A 14,754-nucleotide genomic window follows, 5' to 3' on the forward strand; every position below is an offset into this window, starting at 1 on the left:
GATAAGTTTCTCATCTAATTCCGGTCCTCGGCCGTAGGCTTCGGCAGGTGGATCTGCAGACCTTGATGACGCGCTTCGGCAGCGAAGACGCCGAGCCGATCGACCTCGGCTACTCCGACGCGACTGTGGTCCGGCTGGTACGAGCCGGTGAAACCCTTTACTACAAAGGCGGCCCGGACGTCGGCGCGGAAGCCGATCGGCTTGGGTGGCTCGGCACGACGGACATCCCGTGCCCGCGAATCCTCGAGCGTGGCGACGACGAGAAGGGCGAGTGGATGCTCACCACGAAGCTCGCCGGCCGGGACGCGTCCCAGCCATGGCCTGCCGCCGAGCGTCCCGCAGTACTGGCGGCTGTGGCTGATGGCATCACGCAGTTGCATGCGCTGACCGAGTGTCCGTTCGATTCGCCTTACCCGGGGTCGCGGGGTGCCGTGACGCATGGCGATTTCACTGCGCCGAATGTGTTCGTCGACCCGGTGACGTTGCGCTTCAGTGGGCTGCTCGATCTCAGTCGGCTTGGGCTTGGCGAGCCGTACGTCGATTACGCGTTGATGTACCGGAGTTTGGCCGGCGGGCTCAATCCGCAGTACGGCGGAGTAGCGGCGGCGCGCGAATTCGTCGTACTGGCCGGTGGCGACCCGGATGATCCACAGCTCACGCGGTACACCGAGCTGGGCGTCTCCGGGGACTACTAAACTCCGGTAGATGTTTCCAACCGGACTGTCGATGCTGTGGGAATCGGTCGAGCCGCGGCAGGCGTTGCGGGACAGGTTCGGACTCGACAGCTTCGATGACGCGGCAAGTTGGCTAGCCAAGGTGCTGGCCGAGAGTTGGGCTCTCGACGTGGAGGCCTGCGACCGGATCCTGATCAGCGACAACAACGCCATCGCCTGGGTCCGTACGGATCAGGGAGCATTGGTGGCGAAGTGGTCTCGCGCCCAGGACCTGTTCGAGAGGTTCACCGCCGTCGCGGACCTACTCCAAGCGCTACATCATCAAGGCGTCCCGGTGGCGGCGCCGCTGCGGTCGATCGACGGTCGGTACCGCATGGTTGTTCATTCCGGTTCAAGGCCGTTGTCGATGACGGTGCAACCGCAGGTAGCCGGCGAGTTGCTCGACACAACCGATGAGACCGCCGTCTATCAAGCCGGCGCTTGTCTGGCCAGGTTGCACGGAGCGTTGGCCAGCCATCGGGACGACCGCCTGGCGGGCGTGCGCTTCGACCTGCCCCTGGATCTGCGCCAGCGGATTGAGGGCTGGCTCGAGCACAGGGACACAGGACTCGCACCGGCTGCCTCAGCAAGACTGCGCGACCAACTGGCGTCGCTGCAGCCGATCGACGTCGAGCCGCAGCTCATCCACAACGACTACCGGTCGTCGAACATCCTCACGGCTGGCTCGGAGGTCCTCGCCGTCATCGACTTCGACGAGGTCGGCACGGACTACTGCGTCAGCGACCTCGCGAACTGCCTCGTCCTCTTGGCCACCCGCTTCACCAAGTGGCAGCCGACTCCGGTCAGCGTCCGCACAATCCTTCTCGAGGGGTACGAATCCGTACGGCCACTCACCGCCCTCGAACACGATTGGCTCCGGGCCGTCACGCTCCTGCGCGGAATCCAGTCCATCCCCGCCGGCGACGACCCCGCCGGGTGGGCTGCTGCCGTCCAATGAAACCGATGGGAACATATGTTCGATAATGCTGTAGAATCGAGGTATGGCTGGGCGGAGTGAGGCGGGGCCCACCGCGTTGCGGATCATGTTGGGAGCGCATCTGCGGCGGTTGCGCGAGCGTGCCGGCGTGACCCGGCCGGAGGCGGGCTGGGCGATCCGGTCCTCGGAGTCGAAGATCAGCCGGATGGAGCTCGGCCGGGTCGGCTTCAAGGTGCGCGACGTGGAGGATCTGCTCACCCTGTACTCCGTGACCGAGCCCGAGGAGCGCGAGCGGCTGGTCCAGCTCGCCCGCGATGCGAACAACCGCGGCTGGTGGCAGCGGTACCACGACGTCACCCCGGACTGGTTCGACGCCTACCTCGGGCTGGAGGCGGCCGCGGACCTCATCCGGACGTACGAGGTGCAGTTCGTGCCGGGCCTGCTGCAGACACCGGAGTACACCCGAGCGGTCGCAGCCCTCACCTCTGGGACCGAGCGGTCGACGGAAGAGCTCGACCGCGTCGTCGCCCTGCGCAAGAGCCGTCAAGAGGTGCTCGACCGCGATCCGCCACTGCGGCTCTGGGCGGTGATCGAGGAATCGGTACTGCGCCGGCCGATCGGCGGGACCCGCGTATTGCGGGAGCAACTGGTCGCGCTGATCGAGGCGATCCACCGACCGAACGTCACGGTGCAGGTCATTCCGCTCGGCAGCCCCGGGCATGCGGCGACCGCGGGTGCGTTCAGCGTGCTGCGCTTTCCGCAGGCCGATCTGCCCGACGTGGTCTACCTGGAGCAACTGACCAGCGCGCTGTATCTCGACAAGCGCGACGACCTCGACGCCTACACCCACGTGTTCGACAGCCTGACTGTCTCCGCTCCCCCGCCGCAGGAGGCGGAGGCGCGGATCGCGGAGATCCTCGAGCAACTCGGCTAGATTTCTGGAGAAGCAGCTGTCCGTCTGGACCGTTGCCGTTCGTCGGTCGGGTGTAAGGAGGTCTTAGGTGAAGTACCTACTGATGATCTGCGGCGACGAGACCGCCGCGGAGCACGCCAACGACGGCTGTGGCGGCTGGTCCGAGGAGATGGAGCGGCGCGGCGTCGTCCGAGGTGGTGCAGGGTTGGCACCGGCCACTGACGCGACCACGGTGCGGGTGCGTGACGCGGAGGTGCTGCTGACCGACGGGCCGTTCGCCGAGACGAAGGAAGTGGTCGGTGGCTTCGTCCTGATCGAGTGCGCCGACCTCGACGAGGCGATCGAGATCGCCGCGAAACACCCTGCGGCCGGCTACGGCACGATCGAGATCCGCCCAGTCATCGACGGACCGACGCCCGACGTCCAGTGACCTCACGAGACCGCGAGCCGATTGAGGCGGTTGTTGGGCGGGCGTTTCGGGAGGAGTGGGGGCAGGTTGTCGCGACCCTGATCCGGGTGACCGGGGACTGGGATCTTGCGGAGGAGTGCACGCAGGATGCGTTCGCGGTGGCGTTGGAGCGGTGGCCGCGGGACGGGGTGCCGGGCAGGCCGGGGGCGTGGCTGACCACGACGGCTCGGCATCGGGCCATCGATCGGCTGCGGCGTGAGGCGGTGGGTGCTGCCAAGCTGCGAGAGGTGGCCGCGATGGCGGAGGACGTAGTACCGGATCATTCAGACGAGCACGACGATGCTGTGCCGGACGACCGGCTGCGGTTGATGTTCACCTGTTGCCATCCGGCGCTGGCGTTGGAGGCGCGGGTCGCGCTCACGCTGCGGACACTCGCGGGGCTCAGTACCGCCGAGATCGCGCGCGCGTTCCTCATCCCCGAGCAGACCATGCAGAAGCGGATCGGCCGGGCCAAGCAGAAGATCAAGAACGCTGCGATCCCGTACCGCGTACCGCCCGCGCAACTCCTGCCCGAGCGCACCCCCGCCGTGCTCGCCGTCCTCTACCTGCTCTTCAACGAGGGCTACACCGCAACCGCCGGCGCAGACCTGGTACGCCGGAATCTCAGCGCCGAAGCAATCCGCCTGACCCGCGTGCTCGCCCACCTGATGCCCGACGAACCCGAAGTCTCCGGCCTGCTCGCATTGATGCTCCTCCACGACGCCCGCCAGGCCAGCCGGCAGGACGACACCGGACAGCTGATCCCTTTGGAGGAACAGGATCGGGCTCATTGGGACGCCGAGACCATTGCCCTAGGCATCGAAGTGCTGGAGACCGCCCTCAGACGCCGCGAGCCCGGCCCGTACCAGATCCAAGCTGCCATCGCCGCCTGTCACGCGACCGCCCAAACAGCCCAGGACACTGACTGGCCGCAGATCGCCGGTCTGTACGCACAGCTGACGAGATTCGTCCCGACGCCGGTGGTCAAACTCAACCAGGCAGTCGCGATCGGAATGGCCGAAGGTCCAGCAGCGGGCCTGCTCCTCGTCGACGAGTTGGTTGCCTCAGGCACCTTGGCTGACTATCACCTACTACCGGCCACCCGAGCCGACCTGCTGCGCCGCGCCGGCCGCCTCACCGAGGCCGCGACCGCCTATCGCGAGGCCGTCACCCGGGCGACCACCGACGCCGAACGCGCCTTCCTGCAGAGAAGAATCGAAGAAACCACCCCCTGACCTGTCCGCCTGGGCCCGTCCCGTTCGTCGGTGAGATGACCGATGGACGAGAGGACGCGAAGAATGACCGACATCAGGCAACTGATCGCGGCGGAACGTCACGAACTGGCCACATTGCTCAAGGAACTGCCGAGCGACCAATGGGACGCACCGAGCCTATGCGAAGGCTGGCGAACCCGCGAGGTCGTCGCCCACCTGACCATGCCCTACCGCTACTCGACCTCCCGGTTCCTGCTCGAGCTGGCCAAGTCGGGCGGTCAGTTCAACACCATGTCCGACCGCGTCGCCCGCCGGGACGCCGCCGAACTCAGCACTGCCGAGCTCACCGACTGCCTAGCGGCCAATGTCGACCATCCATGGAAGCCACCAGGCGGCGGCTTCGAAGGCGCCTTGTCCCACGACGTGATCCACGGCCTCGACATCACCGTTGCACTGGGCATCGACCGCACGGTCCCACCCGAACGGATGCGCATCGTCCTCGGCGGCCTCTCCCCCAAACACCTCAAGTACTTCGGCGTAGACCTCACCGGCACGCAACTCAAAGCCACCGACCTCGACTGGACCTACGGCACCGGCACGCCCTTCGAAGCCCCGGCCCAAGACCTCCTCCTCAAGGTCTGCGGCCGACTTGCCAAGGGTAAGTAAGCCCTCGGGGGTTGACAGTCAGCGATCGAGTCACAACTATTTGTCACGTCACCGCCCCTGACAAGGTTGTCATCCGCGCCTGCCAGCGCTGACCGCCGCCCGTTCCGCCGAATGTTCGCGGGTGGTCGACAGTGCCTGGCAACGGCCAGGTCCATTCCGTGTAGTGAGGACCGGAAGGACGATCTCGATGAAATCGACCGTATCCCGAGTGGCACTCTTGTTCGCGGCAGTGGCGGCGACAGTGCTCGGCTCCATCCCCGCCGCCAGTGCAGCGCCGACGCCTGACCAGCCCACGGCAGTACAGGCCGCACCTGCGCCCGACGGCGTGAGGTTTGTGCCAGGCAAGGGTCAGGCGGTACCGCCGAAGATCACCGGGTGGGATGTCCCCACCGCCCGCCAGTACTACCTGACCGCCTCCTGTAACCAGTGGGCCGGCGAGATCCGCCAGGGCGCGACCGCTTGGAACCAGTTGAGCGAAGGTGGCGGCACCCCGGTGTCCTGCCAGACCACCTACATCACCGACTGTGGCGCCACTGGTGCGATCATCGGCTGCAACTACAACGCGGGCGACCGGATCACCCTCGTCCCGACGGCGACCGGCCAGGTCGCCCTGCTCGCGGCACACGAGTTCGGACACGACTGGTACGGCCACTCCGGCGACGGATGCGCCTCGTGGGCCAGCCCCGCCGACGTCATGCGAACAACCATCTGCGGCTGACCAACCCGACCCAACAAAGCGGCGTGCGCCTCCCCGAGGAAGCGCACGCTGCGGGTCAGTCCCACTCCCAGTCGATCCCCACGACACCCCGATCAGCAGCCGGTACGACGACGTGCACGCGGCCGTCGGGGGTCATCATCAGCTCGCGCCGCAGCACGTCCGGCCCACCGGAATGGTGGCGACGGAACTCGGTCACCCGGACCGGCATCGCCTCCCGGTGGAACTGGACCTCCAGCACGTGATGCGTCCCAGCCCATTCGTGGAAGCGGAAGTACTGGGTAGAAGGAATCCCGTTCCGATCGGCGATCTCGTAGTGGACGACAGCCGTGTCCCCGACGAGGAGCGTGCGATCCAACAGCAACTCGCCAAGCACGGCGCCATCCTCAGGGTCGCGAGCCACCCGGCCCGTGCGGCAACCCGCCAATCCACGCGGCACGATGTCCTGGGCATCGCAGCCCGGTTCGCCCTGGTGGACGACGATCAGCCGGTCCACGTCCTTGACCGCGACCAGCGCTTGGATCACCCGCTTCGAGGTCATGCTGCGGTCCGCCCCGATGCCGATCTCCTCGACGACGGTGATACTGCGCAGCCGGCCGTGCGCTTCCCGGCGTACCTCATCGAGCAGCCGGATGAGGGTCGACGCGTTGGCGACCACGGCGTACGGGCGAGTGGGCGCCTCGGTGGCGGGCGGCACCCGGACGGCGAGCCAGCCGGCCGGAAGCTCGAGCAGCTCCTCGAGCGCTGTCACGACGGCGAGCGAACCGGGCCGCGGATGGCGGCTGCCGTTCTGCCAGGTACTGAGCGTGGCGACGCCGACATGCAGTCCGCGATCGGCGAGCCGGGCCTGGATCCGGTTCAGGGCGAGTCCGCGGCTGGCGATCGCCGCCCGGAGCGCATCAGCGAACGGCGCTTCCGGGCCCACGTCCGGAACGTGGATCCGCGCTTCCGTCATCGTCCGCTCCCTTGCCGAGGCCGGGTCGGCGTCAGTGTAAACGTTCACAACCGGGCCGGGCTGTTGCTGGCCGCTTGCCGTTCACCGCGTGTCTGCCGTTCACACCCCCGCGCAACGCCGGAATCAGCGCTTGTCCGGACGTGACGGAGTGATCACGATGAGTGCCCTCACCGCCCCAGTGAAGGAGGCCCCCTATGAGGAGGGTCAGCACACCCCGTACGAGGTCGTGGCTCGCGGCAACGATCGTCGGCCTGGCGGCACTCCTGCCGCTCGCCCCCGCCGCGTCCGCCGCCGCTCCGGTCACTCCCGTCGCCCCCACCGCCTCGAAGCTGCTCGCCAGCCGGTACCTGAACGTCACCGGCCAGTCCCAGCAGAAGTCCAACTGGTGCTGGGCCGCCACCGGCAACAGCATCGCGGCCTACTACGGCAGCAACTACTCGCAGAACCAGTTCTGCAACATGGCCTTCGGCTACAGCCAGAACGGCACCTGCCCGAACGACCAGGCCACGCTGGCCAACGACCAGCGCGCGTTCCGGACGATCGGGATCAGCCAGGGCAGCTACATCAGCGGCACCCTGAGCTACGCCTCGATCCAGACCGAGATCAACGCCAACCGCCCGGTGATGACCCGGATCGGCTGGAAGTCCGGCGGCGGTCACATGATGGACATCATCGGCTACGACACGTCCAACTCGACGATCGAGTACTACAACCCGTGGGGCAGCGATCCCCGGTACAACTACTCGACCTACAACTGGTACCTGAACAACTCCCAGTTCCAGTGGACGCACTCGCTCTACCGGATCGGAGCCTGAGCCATGATGCCTGTGAAGCACCTCGTACTCCGGACAGCAGCCGGCCTCGTCGGCACCGTGCTCGCCTTCGCCGCAACTGCCGCCACCGCCTCGGCCGCCACCGGCCCCGACCTCGCAGCCGCCTCCACCGCTGCCCACTCGACCGAAGCGACCCAGCTGCTGAGCAAAGCCGCCCAGCGCCCGGGATCCGCAGCCGCCAAGTCGACCGCGAAGCTGGCCATCCAGCAGGACACCATCCCGGTGTACGCGCTGAGCGCCGACTTCGTCCGCACCGGAGCCGGTGACGTCGGCACCCTCTGGTACGTCGCGACGCCGGCCACCAAGGGCACCGACAAGCTCACCGTCTTCACCGCCCCCGACCAGGCCGGCGCCTGGCACCCGGTCAACGTTGCCAGCGGCAACACCGAGGCGACGATGGCAGCGGCCGCCCGGGGCGCCAAGCTCCTCATCGAACCCCAGATCGGAGCCTGGTACGCCGTCACCGGCAGCACTCTCCGTGCCCTCAACCCGGAGGCCACCAAAGCGGTGGGCAGCGCTCCGATCGCGCTGACGGCGTACCGCCAGCAGGTCACCGCCCGCTACCAGGACAAGCAGGCCGGCAGCACCTACGCCAAGAACGGCACCGCCGGCGGGTACGACGTGACGGCCAGCAACTCAGCCACCTCCACCGCCAAGAACGACACCACCCCCGGCGCCTGGCTCATCCTCGCCGCCGGCACAGCAGTCGCACTCGCCCTCGCGTCGGTCACCCTCATCACCCGTCGCAGGCGCACCACTTAACAGCCCGGCTCGCTGGTGTCCGAGACTCCCTGACCTCGGACACCAGCGAGTTGCTCGCTCCCGTCCGGTTCGCGGGAATTCGAAGATCGGACCGATTTCCACCTCCCTGAAATATCCACGCGACCCGTCTGCGGCTAAGCTTGGGTCAGCACCGAACGTCGGCGACGCTTCGAGCACCGCCGATCACCTCGTGACAGCTGCGCTTGCCGACTGGAACAGGCCATCGACGGCCGGTCCCACCCGGTGGCCAGCTCCGCCGGATTCCGACATCTCGACCACTCGAAGACCAGGGTGGTGGGGGCATCGAGCAGCCGTATACCCGGGTCGCCTCGGCGATCAGCCGGCCCGGACCACTGACTGCAACGTCGGACGGGTCATGCGAGGGCGTGCGGTGCGACGTACCGCCACGGCGAACACGCCGCGGCAGTTCAGAGGAGGAATCGTTTGGCCCGACGAGGCCAGCGCCAGCCCGGCGCTCGGCGTACTGCTGCTGCCACTCCGCGCCGACGGCGTCCTGCCCGCGATGCCGAGGGACTGATCCCGGTGCTCGCCCGCGCCGTCCGCGAGATCGAGGCGGCCGTCGAGCGTTCCAACGTGCAGCCGTCCGTCCGGACGAAGTTCCAGGTGGTGGCGCTGCTGGTGCGCGAGGAGCGGGCCCGGGTGAACGCCGACGCGAAGGCGACCGAGGCCTATCGCGCCACTCAGCTGCGACGCCTCGACGGGCTCGCGACGATCCTCGCCAAGAGCGCCGCGCTCGAGCCGTCGTTGCTCGCGCTGCTGGCCGAGGACGCCGTCATCTCCGAGGCTGCCGCCACGCTCAAGCGCGAGATGATGCTCGCCGCGGGTGAAGAGCCGCCGGAGCCGGTCGAGCCGACCGTGATCGAGCCGCAGACCGCCACCGCTCCCCCGCCACGCCAGGTGGTGCCGCAGTCGGTCGTCTCCCGCCAGCTCGCGAACCCCTTCCTCGCGCCGGACTTCAGCGCCGCGGCCGCCATCCCGAAGCCGCAGGCACGACGCCTGTCCGGCTGGGAGCTGATCAACCCGCTGCTCAAGTCCTTCGAGTACGCCACCGCCTCGGCCAGCAAGTCGCTGCCCGAGCCGGCTTCGCTGCACCTCCCGGGTGGCCAGGAGCTGATGCCTCACCAGGCACAACTCGTGGCCGCTGCAGCAGGGGGTCATCGCACATTCCTGCTCGCCGACGAGCCCGGCCTGGGCAAGACGGCACAGGCGCTGCTCGCTGCTCAGGCGGCCAATGCTTATCCGTTGCTGGTCGTAGTACCGAGCGTCGTGAAGACGAACTGGGCACGCGAGGCGGGGATCTGGACGCCGAAGCGGGTCGCCACCGTGATCCAGGGCGACGGCGACACGATCGACGGCTTCGCCGACATCGTGATCGTCAACTACGAGGTGCTCGACCGGCACGTCGGCTGGCTCGGCGACCTCGGCATGCGCGGCATGGTGGTCGACGAGGCGCACTTCATCAAGAACAAGAAGTCCCAGCGCTCCCGCAACGTGCTGCAGCTGGCCGAGCGGATCCAGTCCCGGACCGTCCGCCCGCTGCTGATGGCGCTGACCGGCACACCGCTGATCAACGACATCGACGACTTCCGGGCCATCTGGCAGTACCTGGGCTGGATCGACGACAAGGCGCCGAAGGCCGAGCTGATGGCCAAGCTCGACGACACCGATCTGACCCCGGCCGACCCCGGTTTCTACGCGGCGGCCCGGTCCTGCGTGATCGACATGGGTATCGTCCGTCGCCGCAAGGTGGACGTCGCGGCCGACATCCCGGCCCGCCGGATCGCCGATCTGCCGGTTGAGCTCGATGGCGCCGCCGGGCGTTCCATCCGGGCTGCCGAGCGCGAGCTCGCTGAGCGCCTGGTCGCCCGGTACGAAACCGCCCTCAAGACCCGTACGTCCGGCGTCACCGTCGAGGGCATCGATCACGACCTGGTCCGCGCAGTTGCCGGCTGGGAGCGGACCGAGCAGGCGAAGGCCAAGAACGGCGACAACATCTTCAGCCTGGTACGCCGGATCGGCGAGGCGAAGGCCGGCCTGGCCGCCGACTACGCGGCCCAGCTCGCGCACAACGTCGGCAAGGTCGTCTTCTTCGCCCGGCACATCGAGGTGATGGACACCGCCGAGGCGCTGTTCGCCGAGCGCGGCATCCGGTACGCCTCGATCCGCGGCGACCAGACCCCGAAGAAGCGTCAGGCGAACATCGACGCCTTCGTGAACGACCCCGAGGTCGAGATCGCGGTCTGCTCACTGCTCACCGCGGGCGTCGGCCTGAACCTCCAGGTCTCGTCCAACGTCGTGCTGGCCGAGCTCTCCTGGACCAACGCCGAGCAGACCCAGGCGATCGACCGGGTCCACCGGATCGGCCAGGAAGAGCCCGTCACGGCCTGGCGGATCATCGCCGCCCAGACCATCGACACCAGGATCGCCGACCTGATCGACGCCAAGGCCGGCCTGGCCGCACGCGCGCTCGACGGCTCCGACGAAGAGATCACCTCGTCCGCCGACCTGCAGCTCGAAGCCCTGGTCACCCTGCTGACCAACGCGCTGGAGGCGTGAGCTCCCACCTCTCCGGTAGCCAGGAGGGGTGGGAGGTGTTCGTAACGCTGGTGGACTTCTGATGTCACGGGTGCGTAACCGCATCGTCATAGGTTCGGCTGGGTGGGCGAACAGGTGCGTACCGTGTGCACGTACTGCGGCGTCGGCTGCGGCGTAGTACTGGACATCGCGCCGAGCGTTGACGGAGCCAGGCCGGTGGTCAAGGCTTCGGGCGACAAGGCTCACCCTGCCAATGCGGGGCGGTTGTGTACGAAGGGTGCCACCAGCGGGGAGCTGTTCTCGGCGCCGGGGCGGCTTGATCGGGCGCTCGTCCGGGCGGAGCGGGGAGCGGAGCCGGTTGCCCGGCCGGTCGACGAGGTGATCGCGGAGACCGGGCAGCGGTTGCGGGCGATCGTCGACGAGCACGGGCCGGACGCGGTGGCGCTGTATGTCTCGGGGCAGATGACGCTCGAGGCGCAGTACCTGGCGAACAAGCTCGCCAAGGGGTTCATCCGGACCAATCAGATCGAGTCGAACTCGCGGCTCTGCATGGCCAGCGCAGGCACCGGGTACAAGCTGTCGCTCGGCTCGGACGGACCGCCCGGATCGTACGAAGACTTCGATCACGCCGATGTGTTTTTCGTGAGCGGCGCGAACATGGCGGACTGCCATCCGATCCTGTTCCTGCGGATGATGGACCGGGTCAGAGCTGGAGCGAGGCTGATCGTGGTCGATCCACGGCGCAGCGCCACCGCGGACAAGGCTGATCTGTTCCTTCAGATCAAGCCTGGTACGGACCTCGCCCTGCTCAACGGCTTGCTGCATCTGCTGGTCGAGGGCGGGTATGTCGACTCCTCGTTCATAGAGTCACACACCGAGGGTTGGGAGGGGATGCCGGCGTTCCTTGCCGACTACCCGCCTGCGGTGGTTGCCGGGATCACCGGTCTGTCCGAGGCATCGTTGAGGCAGGCGGCCGAGTGGATCGGTGCCTCCGGCAACTGGATGAGCTGCTGGACGATGGGGCTCAACCAGAGCACGCACGGCACCTGGAACACCAACGCCTTGATCAACCTGCATCTCGCCACCGGCGCGATCTGCCGGCCCGGCAGCGGACCGTTCTCGCTGACCGGCCAGCCCAACGCGATGGGCGGCCGCGAGATGGGCTACATGGGCCCCGGCCTCCCCGGGCAGCGCTCGGTGCTGGTACCGGAGGATCGGGCATTCATCGAGGACCTCTGGCAGTTGCCGCCGGACACGCTGCGGACCGAGGTCGGACGCGGCACGGTGGAGATGTTCTCGCAGCTCGCCGAGGGCAAGATCAAGGCCTGCTGGATCATCTGCACGAACCCGGTCGCGTCGGTCTCCAACCGCAAGACGGTACTGGCCGGGCTGGAGGCGGCCGAGCTGGTGATCACCCAGGACGTCTTCACCGACACCGAGACCAACGCGTACGCCGATGTGGTGCTGCCCGCGACGATGTGGGCGGAGTCCGAAGGCATCATGATCAACTCCGAGCGCAACTTGACGCTGGTACCGGCCGCCGTACCGCCGCCGGGCGAGGCGCTGCCGGACTGGCAGCTGATCGCGCGGATCGCCTGTGCGATGGGCTTCTCGGAGGCCTTCACCTATGCCAATGCCGAGGAGATCTTCGAGGAGATCCGGCAGTGCTGGAACCCTCAGACGGGCTATGACCTTCGCGGCGCCAGCTACTCGAGGTTGCGCTCGGAGCCTGTCCAGTGGCCAGTGGCTCCGGACGGACCTACCCGCAACCCGATCCGCTATGTCGCCGACGACAAGCTTCGCTTCGCTACGGCCAGCGGTCGAGCTGTCTTCTTTCCACGGCCGCATGTGCCTGCGGCGGAGATGCCGGATGACGACTACCCGTTCCTGCTCAACACCGGCCGGGTCCAGCATCAGTGGCACACGCTGACCAAGACCGGAACCGTTGCCAAGCTCAACAAACTCGCACCCGGGCCGTTCGTGGAGATCAACCCCGTCGATGCTGCCCGCCTGGAAGTTGCCGAGGGCGACGAACTAGAGGTCGCGTCCCGTCGCGGGCGCGCGGTGATGCCGGCCGTGATCACCGACCGGGTCCGCGAGGGCAACCTGTTCGCTCCGTTCCATTGGAACGATCTGTACGGCGAGTACCTGGCGATCAACGCGGTCACCAACGACGCGGTCGATCCGCTCTCGTTCCAGCCCGAGTTCAAGGTCTGCGCGGTCACGGTGACCCTTGTTAGCAAGCAGTCGACGCCCAGCTTCGAATTACCTACCTCGCGACCCGACCTGACCGACGATGAGAAGCAGTACCTTGCGGGGTTCCTTCAGGGGGTTGAAGCACGGCCACTCGACGGCGCGGTGCCGGTACTGCCGGCCAGTGCGCCGTTCGCCGCGGATCGCGCGCTGTGGGTGAACGGCGTACTGGCTGGGATGTTCTCGCGTCTCCCGGCCGGGCCCGCTTCACCGACGGGCCGTCCGTTGTATGTGCTGTGGGCCTCGCAGACCGGTACCGCGGAGGAGTTCGCCGTCGACACCACCACGCCGAGACTCCTCGCGGCCGGGCTGGCGCCCGTCGCGCACTGCATGGCCGACCTCTCCCTTGACGCGCTCCCCCGCGACGCCGACCTCGTCCTCATCACCAGCACCTTCGGCGACGGCGATGCCCCGGACAACGGCACCGCCTTCTGGGACTCGCTGGAGAGCGCTCCCCCGGGTGCGCTCGCCGGCATCCGGTACGCCGTACTGGCGTTCGGCGACACGAGTTACGACAACTTCTGCGGTCATGGCCGACGCCTCGACACGCGTCTTGCCGAGCTGGGCGCGGTACAGCTGCTGGCGAGGGTCGACTGCGAGGCGGACGACTCCACCGGCCAATGGTTGGAGCAGCTTGTCGAAGCGCTGACGACCGCACCCCGCCGCAAGACCGCCGCGCAGCTCGCGCGGCTGGTCGGGAACCGGTTGCTCAGTCGGCCGGGCGCCGGCAAGGAGGTGCGGCAGTTCACGTTCGACACGACCGGGACCGGCCTGACTTATCAGGTCGGCGATTCGCTGAGCGTCATGCCGCGCAATTGCCCCGACCTGGTCAAGGAATGGCTGACGACCACCGGCATCGACCCCGCGACGGAGGTGGAGCTTGGCGGTACCGCAGTACCGATTGCCACGGCGCTTCGCGACCATCTCGACATCACGCGCATCACCTCGGACCTGTTGCGTTTCGCCGTCGAGCAGACCGGCGACCTCGAGCTCAGGAACCTGCTACGCGCCGACAACAAGGGCGAACTCGCCAAGTGGGCCTGGGGTCGGCAAGCCGTCGATGTCGTTGACTCGTACAACCTCACGGCCAGCGCGCAAGGCTGGGCGGACCTGCTGCCGAAGCTCAAGCCCCGGCAGTACTCGATCTCGTCGAGCCCGCTGACCAGCCCGGACCAGATCAGCCTGACCGTCTCCGTCATCCGGTACGCCGGTCCGCTCGGTGTCGGCCGCAAGGGCGTGTGCTCGACGTATCTCGCCGATGCCCCACTCGATCACCCGGTCGCGGTCACCGTCCAGCCCGCGCCGCATTTCCAGCCGCCCGCGGATCCCGGCGTACCGATGGTGATGATCGGACCCGGTACCGGCGTCGCGCCGTTCCTCGGGTTCCTGGACGAGCGGCGGGCGCGTGGGGACCGTGCGCCCAACTGGCTGTTCTTCGGTGAGCAGCACGAGGCGACCGACTTCTACTACCAGGACGAGCTGACCGCGATGCAGCGCGACGGGGTGCTGACCTCCATGGACGTCGCGTTCTCGCGGGACCAGCGCAACAAGGTCTACGTCCAGGACCGGATGCGCGAGCACGGCGCCAAGCTCTGGTCCTGGCTCGAAGACGGCGCCCACGTCTACGTCTGCGGCGACGCGACCCGAATGGCCAAGGACGTCGACCACACCCTCCGCGACATCATCACCCACCACGGCCACCTCACCACCGACGAGGCCGACGCCTACGTAAAAACCCTCACCACCACAAAACGCTACGTCCGCGACATCTACTAGGCAATTTTCGATA

12 protein-coding genes are annotated in these 14,754 nt (G+C 67.7%); 11 read left to right on the forward strand and 1 reads right to left on the reverse strand.

Features of this window, described 5'->3' with window-relative positions:
* Positions 1-47 precede the first annotated feature (47 nt).
* The 7 genes from OHA70_RS31840 (at position 48) to OHA70_RS31870 (ending at position 5,609) form a co-directional block, all read left to right on the forward strand.
* The gene (locus OHA70_RS31840) at positions 48-695 is read left to right on the forward strand and encodes a phosphotransferase (protein ID WP_328323890.1); all 648 of its coding nucleotides are present in this window, start codon (positions 48-50) and stop codon (positions 693-695) included.
* A gap of 10 nt (positions 696-705) precedes the next feature.
* A complete protein-coding gene (locus OHA70_RS31845; protein ID WP_328323892.1) occupies positions 706-1,671 on the forward strand; it encodes a phosphotransferase in 966 nt (321 codons plus the stop codon).
* Between the two features lie 43 nt (positions 1,672-1,714).
* On the forward strand, positions 1,715-2,584 hold the full coding sequence (locus OHA70_RS31850) for a helix-turn-helix domain-containing protein (protein ID WP_328323894.1): 870 nt from the start codon (positions 1,715-1,717) through the stop codon (positions 2,582-2,584).
* 67 nt (positions 2,585-2,651) lie between these two features.
* Entirely contained in the window at positions 2,652-2,993 is a 342-nt protein-coding gene (locus OHA70_RS31855; protein WP_328323896.1) for a YciI family protein, read from the forward strand.
* Positions 2,990-4,246 carry an RNA polymerase sigma factor gene (locus tag OHA70_RS31860; RefSeq protein WP_442913849.1) on the forward strand — a complete coding sequence of 419 codons (1,257 nt, stop codon included), beginning with the start codon at positions 2,990-2,992 and terminating at the stop codon, positions 4,244-4,246. Before OHA70_RS31855 ends, OHA70_RS31860 begins: the two co-directional genes overlap by 4 nt.
* Positions 4,247-4,309: 63 nt before the next feature.
* A complete protein-coding gene (locus OHA70_RS31865; RefSeq protein ID WP_328323900.1) occupies positions 4,310-4,891 on the forward strand; it encodes a maleylpyruvate isomerase family mycothiol-dependent enzyme in 582 nt (193 codons plus the stop codon).
* A 187-nt stretch (positions 4,892-5,078) separates the two neighbouring features.
* Positions 5,079-5,609, forward strand: a complete 531-nt coding sequence (locus tag OHA70_RS31870; protein ID WP_328323902.1) for a hypothetical protein — start codon at positions 5,079-5,081, stop codon at positions 5,607-5,609.
* 55 nt (positions 5,610-5,664) lie between these two features.
* Here the strand turns inward: OHA70_RS31870 and OHA70_RS31875 are convergent, their stop codons facing one another.
* Positions 5,665-6,561 (reverse strand): hypothetical protein, encoded by an 897-nt coding sequence (locus tag OHA70_RS31875; RefSeq protein ID WP_328323904.1) that lies wholly within the window; start codon positions 6,559-6,561, stop codon positions 5,665-5,667.
* A 194-nt stretch (positions 6,562-6,755) separates the two neighbouring features.
* On the opposite strand from OHA70_RS31875, the gene OHA70_RS31880 reads away from it, so the two are divergent.
* From OHA70_RS31880 to OHA70_RS31895, 4 genes are all read left to right on the forward strand, one after another.
* A complete protein-coding gene (locus tag OHA70_RS31880; protein ID WP_328323906.1) occupies positions 6,756-7,376 on the forward strand; it encodes a papain-like cysteine protease family protein in 621 nt (206 codons plus the stop codon).
* A 6-nt stretch (positions 7,377-7,382) separates the two neighbouring features.
* Positions 7,383-8,156, forward strand: a complete 774-nt coding sequence (locus OHA70_RS31885; RefSeq protein WP_328323908.1) for a hypothetical protein — start codon at positions 7,383-7,385, stop codon at positions 8,154-8,156.
* A 444-nt stretch (positions 8,157-8,600) separates the two neighbouring features.
* Positions 8,601-10,733, forward strand: a complete 2,133-nt coding sequence (locus OHA70_RS31890; RefSeq protein WP_328323910.1) for a DEAD/DEAH box helicase — start codon at positions 8,601-8,603, stop codon at positions 10,731-10,733.
* A 102-nt stretch (positions 10,734-10,835) separates the two neighbouring features.
* Positions 10,836-14,741 carry a bifunctional nitrate reductase/sulfite reductase flavoprotein subunit alpha gene (locus OHA70_RS31895; RefSeq protein WP_328323912.1) on the forward strand — a complete coding sequence of 1,302 codons (3,906 nt, stop codon included), beginning with the start codon at positions 10,836-10,838 and terminating at the stop codon, positions 14,739-14,741.
* Positions 14,742-14,754: the final 13 nt, after the last annotated feature.

The sequence above is a fragment of the Kribbella sp. NBC_00382 genome, assembly GCF_036067295.1.
Lineage (GTDB): Bacteria > Actinomycetota > Actinomycetes > Propionibacteriales > Kribbellaceae > Kribbella.

What these genes read in the sequence shown, in the direction of transcription:
- OHA70_RS31880 (WP_328323906.1), top strand. Translation starts at nt 6,756, where the DNA reads ATGAGGAGGGTCAGCACACCCCGTACGAGGTCGTGGCTCGCGGCAACG.
- OHA70_RS31885 (WP_328323908.1), top strand. Translation starts at nt 7,383, where the DNA reads ATGCCTGTGAAGCACCTCGTACTCCGGACAGCAGCCGGCCTCGTCGGC.
- OHA70_RS31850 (WP_328323894.1), top strand. Translation starts at nt 1,715, where the DNA reads ATGGCTGGGCGGAGTGAGGCGGGGCCCACCGCGTTGCGGATCATGTTG.
- OHA70_RS31845 (WP_328323892.1), top strand. Translation starts at nt 706, where the DNA reads ATGTTTCCAACCGGACTGTCGATGCTGTGGGAATCGGTCGAGCCGCGG.
- OHA70_RS31875 (WP_328323904.1), bottom strand. Translation starts at nt 6,561, where the DNA reads ATGACGGAAGCGCGGATCCACGTTCCGGACGTGGGCCCGGAAGCGCCG.
- OHA70_RS31865 (WP_328323900.1), top strand. Translation starts at nt 4,310, where the DNA reads ATGACCGACATCAGGCAACTGATCGCGGCGGAACGTCACGAACTGGCC.
- OHA70_RS31870 (WP_328323902.1), top strand. Translation starts at nt 5,079, where the DNA reads ATGAAATCGACCGTATCCCGAGTGGCACTCTTGTTCGCGGCAGTGGCG.